This window comes from Chloroflexota bacterium (assembly GCA_013152435.1).
Classification (GTDB): domain Bacteria; phylum Chloroflexota; class Anaerolineae; order DUEN01; family DUEN01; genus DUEN01.
This window is the reverse complement of the sequence record JAADGJ010000006.1, coordinates 7,122-16,708: the sequence shown is the minus strand read 5'-3', so window position 1 is coordinate 16,708 and position 9,587 is coordinate 7,122. Positions and strand designations below refer to the sequence as shown.

The following is a 9,587-nucleotide window of genomic DNA, read 5'->3' as shown; positions in this document are numbered from 1 at the left end:
CCCAATCCCACACGGCGAGGGGGTGCTCCCTCCAGCGGCGAGCATGCGACGATCGATGAGGAACGGGGATAACGATCGACAGTTGAGAATCGAAATGGAACACCTGTCTCACCTACATTCCGGTCGGGAGCGGTCAATTTTCCACCGCCCCGTGCACCCAAGCATACGGCCACCCAGGGCAGATGTCAAGTCCGCCAAAGGAAAGTCGGCAGCGGCGGCTCCCACGCCGCCACAAATGGAGCACAGGGCTCCACCTGCTCGGAACAGGCATAACGCTCCCACGCCCAAACGCTTCCCTTGACCTTTCACCAGGGGGGCCAACGTCACGACTTTCTTAGAGCGTATCTGAAAATTTATCGGCAAGATATCTGAGGGTCGCCCTCAACGACCAACTCCACAGGGGGAGGTGTGGAGGGGTCCTCCCCTCCACGGAAAACTCCACCTTTCCGGCCTGCACCTGCCTTTCTCGGCCCTTTCCGAAGGGCCTAGGCCGAGGCCAGGCAGGTCGAAGGCAGAAGAAGGGCTTTTTCCGGAGGGGCGCCGCCCCTCCGGGCTTCCCCACAGCAGAAGCAACGGCATTTCTCAGACACACTCTCACCTGTAGCATTATACCACAAGCCCGGTCGACCTCGACCTTCCTGCGATCGAAGAAGCCCTGCACCCGCCTCCGCCGGAATGCATCCCCGGATCAGTTGTGGTACAATCGAGCCGCCGTTTAACCCCGCAGTATGAAGGACCAGGAGGCCCACATGAAGCTGAAGTCTCTGATCGAACCCGGCGACCCCGAGCGCATCGCCACCGGCTTTCAATTCACGGAAGGCCCCGTGTGGCACCCGGACGGCTACCTCTTGTTCTCCGATATCCCGGCCAACCGCATTTACAAGTGGAGCCCGAACGGCACGGTAGAGGTGTGGCGAGAGCCCAGCGGTAACTCCAACGGCCTGACGCTGGATCAGGACGATCGGCTCATCGCCTGCGAACACGGCAACCGCCGCGTGTCCCGCACGGAGCCGGATGGCACGGTGATCACCCTGGCCGATCGATACCAGGGCAGGCGGCTCAACAGCCCCAACGACGTGGTCGTCAAATCGGACGGCACGATCTATTTCACCGACCCGCCGTACGGCATCCAACCGGAGGAGCAGGAGCAGCCGTGCAACGGCGTCTACCGCATCCTGCCCGACGGCACGCTGGAGTTACTGGTGGACGACTTCGATAGGCCCAACGGGCTCGCCTTCTCGCCGGACGAGGCGGTGTTGTACATCGACGATTCACCGCGCCGCCATGTGCGCGCTTTCGATGTCCGCCCCGACGGCACCCTGACCAACTCCCGCATCATCGCCGACATGGATCATCCACAGCCCGGCTCGCCCGATGGCATGAAGATCGACGTGGAGGGACATCTGTACGTCACCGGCGCCACAGGCGTATGGGTCTTCGAGCCGAACGGCGAACTCCTGGGCGTGGTCGTGACGCCGGAGCGCCCCGCCAACTGCGCGTGGGGCGACGAGGATCGACGCACGCTGTACATCACCGCGCGCACCTCGGTCTACCGGATACGCACGAAGGTGCCCGGGCTGCCCGTCTGTCCACCGCGAGCGGGATAGCCCCGAACAGATTCCTCTTCACCGAAAAGGTACCGTCGTGTCCCTCCGAGTACTCGCCCACCGCCTGGGGCTGAGCACGCAGGCGCTCGACATCACGAGCGGCCGGCTGTGGACCAACATCTGGCAGCTAAGCTGGCCGATGACCGTCAGCCAGGGGCTCTTCTTCTTCCCTGGCCTGTACGACGCGTACTGGCTGGGGCAGCTGGGGCCCTACGCGCTGGCCGCGGCGGGCTTAACCACTTCCCTGCGGCTCACCATGATCAGCGTGCTGATGGCGCTCAGCGCGGCCAGCGGCGCCGTCGTGGCCCGCTACGTCGGCGCCCGCGACCAGGCTCAAGCCAATCTGGCCGCGGCCCAGGCGACCATCCTGTTCGCCCTGTCTGCGGGTGCCCTGGGCGTCATCGGGCTTCTCTTCACCCGCCCCCTTCTGCACCTGGTGGGCGCCCGGGGAGACCTGCTGGAGCCCACCGTCGCCTACGCCCGCGTGATCTTCCTCGGCCTGATCGTCATGGAGATGCTGCCCAGCCTGGGGTTCATGCTCAGCTCGGCCGGGAGCCCACAGCTCTTCCTCCAGATGAACCTGCTGAGCCTGCTGTCCTTCCTGGCCCTGGAGCCCCTGTTCATCAAGCTGGGCTGGGACGTGATCGGCGCGGCGCTGGCCCTCGTGTTGTCCAACGCGATAGGGACGGCCTTCGGGCTGTATCTGCTGACGACGGGAAAGGCCTCCGTGCAGATCACCCTCGCGGACCTGCGGCCCAACTGGCCGATGATGAAGCGGATCCTGCGCATCGCCCTCCCGGCCGTGATCCAGCGCGGCATGCCGAACCTGGCCAACACGATCCTAATGCGATTCGTGGCCACCTATGGCGCCGCCACCCTGGCCGCCTTCAACCTGCTCAACCGGGTGAGCATGCTGATCCTGATCCCCAGCACCGGGATGGGGCGCGCCGCCCCGGCCATGGTGGGGCAGAACCTGGGCGCGGGGAAGCCCGAACGCGCGGCCCGGGCGGTGAACATCATCGCCCTGACGGCGGGGCTCATCGCCGCCACGATCCTCGGATCTCTGGTGCTGTTCGCCAGGCCCGTGCTGAGCCTCTTCACGCACGACCCGGACACCATCGCCATCGGCGTCCATGCCGTGCGCATCCTGGCCCTCTCCCAATTCTTCCTGGTGCTGGGGACGGTCATGGACGGAGGGCTGACGGGAGCGGGCGACACCCTGTCCCCCATGGTGATCAACATCATCGTCCTCTGGCTGGTCCAGATCCCGGCCGTCTGGCTGCTCTCCCAGAGATGGGGATGGGGCGTGGACGGCGTGTGGTGGGGGTTGGTCATCAGCATGGGCGTGCAGGCCCTGCTGATGGCGGGAAGGTTCTGGCAGGGACACTGGAAACAGGTGGAGATCTAAGCCCCTTAAAACTACGCGAAGCGAGAGGGGACAGGCCATCCATCGTGCCGATCCCCTCTCGCAACACATCCCATCGCCAGGACAATCCCCGGCTATCGCGACCAGCGCTGATGCACCGGGGGCAGCTCGGGGAACGCGGCGTGCGGTTCCCGCTGATACCAATACGCCGTGGAGGCGATATCGTCGGTCAACGGCTCGAACATCCGGTTCGGCCACCACCCCAACGCCTGGATGGTCACCCGGAGATCCCGCTTGAACCGGATCGGGTCGAAGATGTGCCAGCGATAGAGGCCATGTCGGGGCACCTCGCCCGGCTCCTTGCGATAGAGCGGATATCCCAGGAACGGCGTGGAATAGGTCTCCCCGCCGAACCCCCACGCGCCGCCGAAGTAGTCCTCCGTGCCCGTCCCACAGATCGTGGGATACTCCGTATCGCCGTCCATGTAGAACTTGATCTCACCTTCGCCCCACCAGCCATTGGAGAGCTGTGTCCAGGCCAGGAACGTGCCCACATAGTGCCCCTGTCCCCGCACGCCGTCCAGGATGACGTGCTCCGGGTACTCGCGAGAGGTCATGGATCGCCGCCATTGGGCGTGGAAATAGGCAGCCTCGTCGGGAACCTCCGTCAGCGCGTAGGTGATCTGGTAGAAGAATCCCTCGATGGGCTCCGGCCGCTGGTTCTCGATGGTCACCCGGGCCCGCCGTCGGAAGGGCATCGGCCAGTAGCAGTTGAACCCACCCGAAGGGTTGACGGCCACCGGCAGGCTGTTGACGTTGTACCGCAGCCCATGCCCGTTACAGAAGAAATCCCCCAGGGGCACTTCCACGGAGGGCGCCTCCTCATCGTCCCAGTAGAAGCGGAGCACCGTATCGCGATAGGCCTCTACGCGGACCGTGATCCAGATGTGCTGGATCACACCGGGGCCCTCCACGTCGGCCAGCGTCGTCACCGCCTCCGGCTCCAGGGTGATGCAGGGGTAGACCTTCCATCCCCGCCCAAGCATGGAGCTGGGATGCGCGGGCCATCCCTCCGGCAGCGGGACATCCTCCGGCGCCGCCTTCGCCCCGCCCCCCTTCTCACCCGTCGGATTTTCGGCGGAGATGGATCGCGTCTCGGCATCGGATAGCAGGGGCAGCGATCCCAACCCCAAGTTGAGTCGATAGAGCGCTTCCATCCGTCAACCTCCCCATGATATAAGAGGATCTATCGCCCCCGGAGCACGTCGACATCCCATCCCCTCCAGGAACGACACATCGCACTCGAAGCAGCCGTTCGTTCCTGCCGTCCCCCGATCACTCCAGGCCAGCCTGACGGCGCAGATGGGAGAGACAGGGATGGACGGGACGGCCGGGGATCAACGCCTCCCCGTCGGTGAACCCCTCCTCCCGTCCGGACAACTCCCGGATCAGCAATCGTCGCCAATGGGCCACCCGTTCCGCATACCCGGGATCCGCGGCCAGGTCGTGCAGCTCCTGGGGATCCTCCTCCAGATCGAACAGCTGCTCATGCCCCGTGCCGCTGAACCAGACGTACTTCTCATGCCCGTCGGTGAGCCACTGAATGGACTGGTTCATCAGCGTATGCTCCCCATGCAGGTAATCACGCCACTCCACGGCCTCCCCCCGGGCGATAGGCAGGAAGCTGCGCCCCTCGACCGTCTCCGGGATGGGCAGGCCGGCGCAGTCCAGCAGCGTGGGCATGATATCCCGCAGCTCGACGACCTGGTCGTACGCGGCACCGCGCTGGATACCGCTATCGGCGGGGCCTTTGAGGATCAGCGGCACACGAGCCGATCCTTCGTACGGGAACCCCTTGCGGAACAGATGGTGATCGCCCATCATCTCCCCGTGATCGGAGACGAAGCAAACGTAGGTGTTGTCGGCAAGGCCGTACTCCGCCAGCACCTCCATGAAGCGATTCACCTGATGATCGATATGCGTCATGTGGCCGTAGTAGCCGGCGCGCGCCCGCTGAAGGACCCGGGGATCGATCTCGCCGACGAAGGTATCCGGCCGATAGGGATCGGCATATGGGGCGAGGATCTTCGCCCAATCGCCCACGGGCACCTCCGGCATGGGACGATCCAGGTACATCTCCAGAGCCCAAGCGGGTGGATCATACGGCGGGTGCGGACGATGGAACGAGAGGAACAGGAAGAAGGGCTTGCGAGGATCGCGCCGCCGCAGGAAGTCGATGGCCTGCGTGACAATGTAATTCGTCGGATGCAGATGCTCGGGCTTGTCCCAGGGCCGGGTGACCACCGAGTTGCAGTTCACCCCGTGGTCGAAGTAGTCCGCCTCATAGCCAACCTGCTGGCGCAGCCAGGGGATATAGTCGTCGATGAGGCCCAGATCACGATCGCGCCGTCGGGCGAAGTGCAGGTAGCCGTCGTGCAGGATCACGTTCTGGAAGCCCATCTGCGAGCGCTCCGGGTACACGTGCATCTTGCCGATGGCCTGGGTCTGGTAGCCATGGCGGGTGAACTCGCTCGCAATGGTCACGGGATAGTCCCAGGGCACACCGTCCCGATACCCCACGCGGCCGTGGGTGCGCGGGGAGAGCCCCGTGAGCAGCGACGCCCTGGCGGGAATGCACGTAGGCGTCGCCGAGTAGGCGCGATCGAAGCGGGCGCCCTCCAGGGCCAGCTGATCGAGGTAGGGCGTGTGCACCACCGGATGGCCGGCGATGCTCAGGCAATCACCGCGCCACTGATCCGTCATGATCAACACCACATTGGGACGATCAGGCATCACGAACCTCCACATGGAAACGAGCCAATAGCGGATAAGAGAAAAAACCGCCTGCCAAAAGCGCAGAGCCGGGGGCGATCCGCTCGCCCTCACACGGCATCTCGTCCCTGCCCGGGCAACGATACCGGATGGCAAAGGGAAAGTCAAGCAGAGGGCCCGGAGGGCACAGGACCTCTTCAAGTCCGAACAGGAAGCTGTGCCCCACGACCGCGGCTCAGGGGAGTGCTATCCACTAGTGAGAACGGGCGATTTACGGTATAATCCACCCGACGATCATCGTCCCGCCTCGATCGGAGGCCCCCCATACCCAAAAGGGTCAAGCCCTTATGACAGCCGACGGGAAGAGGAGATCACACAACAGCCAACGGAGCGCGGACTCGCACAGCGAGCAGCACATGAGCGGCTGGCTGGCGGCCCTATCTCTGGTGTTCGGGCTGGTCAGCTGGGTCGGAGTGGGCTATCTCGTGCTCACATACCCACCCAGCAGCTTCACGTTGGCCGTCTTCTATCCGCTCTTCTTCCTGGCCGTCACCGGGATGGTGGTCCCCATCGTTCACCTGCTGCACCGGGCATTTCCCGTGCTGACGGGCGGACGTCCCTCTCGGGCCGTCACGTTGCGTCAGAGCGTGTGGGCCGGCCTGTTCGTCACGAGCGCGCTGGGCCTCCAGGCGGAGCGGCTGCGCGACCCGGTGCTGATGGTGATCCTGGGCGCCATCCTGGTGCTGACCGAGACATACCTCCAGCAACGGGGCTGGTGAGATGATCCTGGCGGCGCTGCGGGCCACCCTCTCGGAGGAGGGGCGCGCCATCACCCTGTACGTGCGTCATCAGGCCATCAACCTCCTCCTGGGTGAGGCGGACAGCTTCTCGTTCGATATCAGCGGCCGTCCCTTCGGGGCATTTCAGAAGGGGATCTCCTACCGACGCAGCCTGGAGAACCGCTGGTTGGCCAAGTGGTCGGAGCGCAGGGAGGGCCGACGGGTCCGCCAACGCCGCTGGCTATCATCCACCGAGGCCCGGGCGCTGTTGGAACGAGCCCATCGGATAGCCCGATCCCTGCGGGCGGAGATCGAGGCCGGCGACGCCCGCACCCTGAATGGGGCCGCTCCTTCGGAGTCGGAGCGGGCACAGGCCCTCCAGGCGCTAGACAGCGTCCTGTCCCGGGACTGGGAGGCATTGGAGGCCGACCGGGAACGCTTCCTGAGCATCTACAAGCCCATCGGCATCCTGCCACCCGATCAATACCTGGCCCTTGTGCTCCAGGCGACGGAGGGGTGCTGGCACAACGCCTGTACGTTCTGCACCTTTTACCAAGATCGACCCTTCCGCATCAAAAGCCCGGAGGAGTTCGCTACCCATATCCGGGCGGTGTTGGACTTCTTCGGGTCGGCCATCACCCTTCGGCACACCATCTTCCTGGGCGACGCCAACGCGCTGGTGATCCCGTTCCCCCGGCTGCGATCCCTGTTCGATATCATGAACCAGACCCTTTCCATTATGCCAGGGGGCCTGGATGCAGGGGAGCGCGCCCGTTGGCGAGCGGCCCATCCGAACGGATTCACGGGCATCTACTCCTTCATGGATGCCTTCAACGTGCACCGCAAGACCGTAGAGCAATGGGCATCCCTGAAGGAACGTGGGCTCCGCCGGGTGTACATCGGCATGGAATCAGGCGACGACGCACTGCTCCGCTTCCTGAACAAGCCCGGCGACGCGAACGACGTCGTCCAGGCGGTGCGTCGCCTGAAGGAGGCGGGCATCGCGGTCAGCGTCATCATCCTGCTGGGGGCCGGCGGGGAGGCCTACTTCGATGCCCACGTCCAGGGCACCATCCGGGCCATCAACGCCATGCCCCTTCGAGGAGGTGATCTCATCTATTTCTCCGATTTCGTCGAGTTACCGGGCAGCGCCTACATCGCGCTCGCGCGCGAGGCCGGCATCCGCCCATTAAGCGAAGAACGTATGCGAGAGCAGGAGCGACGAATGCGCGCCGGCTTCCGCTGGCAGGATCCATCCAGCCCCCCACAGATCTCCCGCTACGATATTCGTGAGTTTCTCTACTGACATCGCGCACGCCCGGCGCGAAGATGGCACACGCGCCGGATATAAGCTCCCCATCGCGACACGACACCGATCCCCTATCACAATCCTGTAAGGAGGCTTTCCCTTGAAGAATCACCTCTCTTTCGTTCGTTTGGCTTTCCTGATCTCCGTGATGATGGCCCTGGCCTGGCTGGCCGGATGCGCCGGGCCGATCGCCCTGTCGGGAGCCACGGCTACGCCGGAGCCCACAGCCACGCCCACCGCGGAGCCCACACCGACGGCAGCAGCCCCGACACCTGAAGAACCGAAGCAGGAGATGCCCAAGCTGCTGCCGCCAACCGGCGAGGTGGACGGAGTGCCGGTCGGCTTCACGGAAGACGGCCACGCGTATCGCGGTAACCCGGACGCGAGCGTGGTCATGATCGAATATAGCGAATTCCAGTGCCCATATTGCGGACGGCATCAACGCGAGACGGCCCCCCAGATCGAAGAGGCCTACCTGAAGACCGGGAAGGTCGTGCTCGTCTTCCGGGACTTCCCTCTGGAGCAGATCCACCCGCAGGCCGGAAAGGCAGCGGAGGCAGCCCGCTGCGCGGGGGAACAGGGCGCCGAACAGTTCTGGAACATGCATGATCTGCTGTTCGAGCGGACGGAGGAATGGGCGGGACAGGAGGACGCCGAGGATCGGTTCAAGTCCTACGCGAGCGAGCTGGGGCTGAACGAGGAATCCTTCAACGAGTGCCTGGACAGCGGGCGCACTCGTGAGGCCATCGATGCCGACCTCCAGGCCGGGCTGGCCGCCGGCGTGCGGGGAACCCCCACCTTCTTCCTGAACGGGTATCCCCTCGAGGGGGCCCAACCCTTCGAGGCCTTCCAGACGACCATCGACGCGCTGGTCGCCGGGCGCACGCCGCCTACCCCGGAGCCCGATATCCCATACTGGGCCACGGCCGAGGGGATGTCGCCCGACCCGGAGAAGCCGGGATACACCAAGGCCGGCGACGCCTTCAAGGGTGATCCCTCCGCCGAGGTCGTCATCATCGAGTTTGCCGACTTCCAATGCCCATACTGCGCCCGACACGTCTCGGAGACGGCTCCCAAGCTGGAGGAAGAGTATGTGGACACCGGGTTGGTCCGGATGATCTACAAGCACTTCCCCCTGGCATCGATCCACCCACAGGCGGAGCCTGCCGCCATCGCCGCCGAGTGTGCGGGGCGACAGGGCAAGTTCTGGGAGATGCATGATCGGCTCTACGCAACCCAGGAAGAATGGGCCAATCAGGCGAACGCGCAGGAGATCTTCGACCGCCTGGCCCAGGAGATCGGCCTGGACATGGATGCCTACAAAGCCTGCCTGGATGACCCCGAGATCCAGAACAAGATCGCGAGCGACTTCAGAGCGGGCCGGAGCATCCAGCTTCGCGGCACCCCCAGCTTCATCGTGCTCAAGGGCCAGCAAGGGCAGCTGATCCCCGGGGCGCTCCCTTACGAGCAGTTCAAGCAGGTGATCGAGGCAGTCCTCGCCGCGCAGTGACCCTGGCGGGCGGATCTGCCTCGCGGGGGAGTACATACCTGCGCCCCCGGGAGACCCAAAGGGAACACCCCGGCAGGGGCGACCGGTCGGTCGCCCCTGCCTTAACCCCTCGCCAGCTCCGTATGGGGTTCATCCGATGGCCGCTATGCGTACCAGGGCTTTTTCAAAGTCAGTGATGGAAATCGGGGTGGTAGGAACACCCCACGTGTCGCCCGACGCAAGACATTCCCCTGATCATCGACCG

At 64.7% G+C, this 9,587-nt stretch carries 7 protein-coding genes; 5 read left to right on the top strand and 2 right to left on the bottom strand.

The genetic code is table 11. The features are described 5' to 3' along the window. The first annotated feature begins 749 nt into the window (after nucleotides 1-749). Both GXP39_00545 and GXP39_00540 read left to right on the top strand, forming a co-directional pair. The gene (locus GXP39_00545) at nucleotides 750-1,607 is read left to right on the top strand and encodes an SMP-30/gluconolactonase/LRE family protein (GenBank protein ID NOZ26525.1); all 858 of its coding nucleotides are present in this window, start codon (nucleotides 750-752) and stop codon (nucleotides 1,605-1,607) included. 37 nt (nucleotides 1,608-1,644) lie between these two features. After that, a complete protein-coding gene (locus GXP39_00540) occupies nucleotides 1,645-3,015 on the top strand; it encodes an MATE family efflux transporter (protein NOZ26524.1) in 1,371 nt (456 codons plus the stop codon). Between the two features lie 92 nt (nucleotides 3,016-3,107). On the opposite strand, the gene GXP39_00535 is transcribed toward GXP39_00540, so the two are convergent. Beyond that, entirely contained in the window at nucleotides 3,108-4,190 is a 1,083-nt protein-coding gene (locus tag GXP39_00535) for a DUF2961 domain-containing protein (protein ID NOZ26523.1), read from the bottom strand. A gap of 118 nt (nucleotides 4,191-4,308) precedes the next feature. Further along, on the bottom strand, nucleotides 4,309-5,766 hold the full coding sequence (locus GXP39_00530; protein ID NOZ26522.1) for an arylsulfatase: 1,458 nt from the start codon (nucleotides 5,764-5,766) through the stop codon (nucleotides 4,309-4,311). Nucleotides 5,767-6,161: 395 nt separating this feature from the next. Between GXP39_00530 and GXP39_00525 the strand changes: the two genes are divergently transcribed. From GXP39_00525 to GXP39_00515, 3 genes are all read left to right on the top strand, one after another. Continuing rightward, nucleotides 6,162-6,524 carry a hypothetical protein gene (locus tag GXP39_00525; protein NOZ26521.1) on the top strand — a complete coding sequence of 121 codons (363 nt, stop codon included), beginning with the start codon at nucleotides 6,162-6,164 and terminating at the stop codon, nucleotides 6,522-6,524. Between the two features lies 1 nt (nucleotide 6,525). Next, on the top strand, nucleotides 6,526-7,830 hold the full coding sequence (locus GXP39_00520) for a radical SAM protein (GenBank protein NOZ26520.1): 1,305 nt from the start codon (nucleotides 6,526-6,528) through the stop codon (nucleotides 7,828-7,830). A 103-nt stretch (nucleotides 7,831-7,933) separates the two neighbouring features. Further along, entirely contained in the window at nucleotides 7,934-9,343 is a 1,410-nt protein-coding gene (locus GXP39_00515; GenBank protein NOZ26519.1) for a DsbA family protein, read from the top strand. The last annotated feature ends 244 nt before the right edge of the window (nucleotides 9,344-9,587 follow it).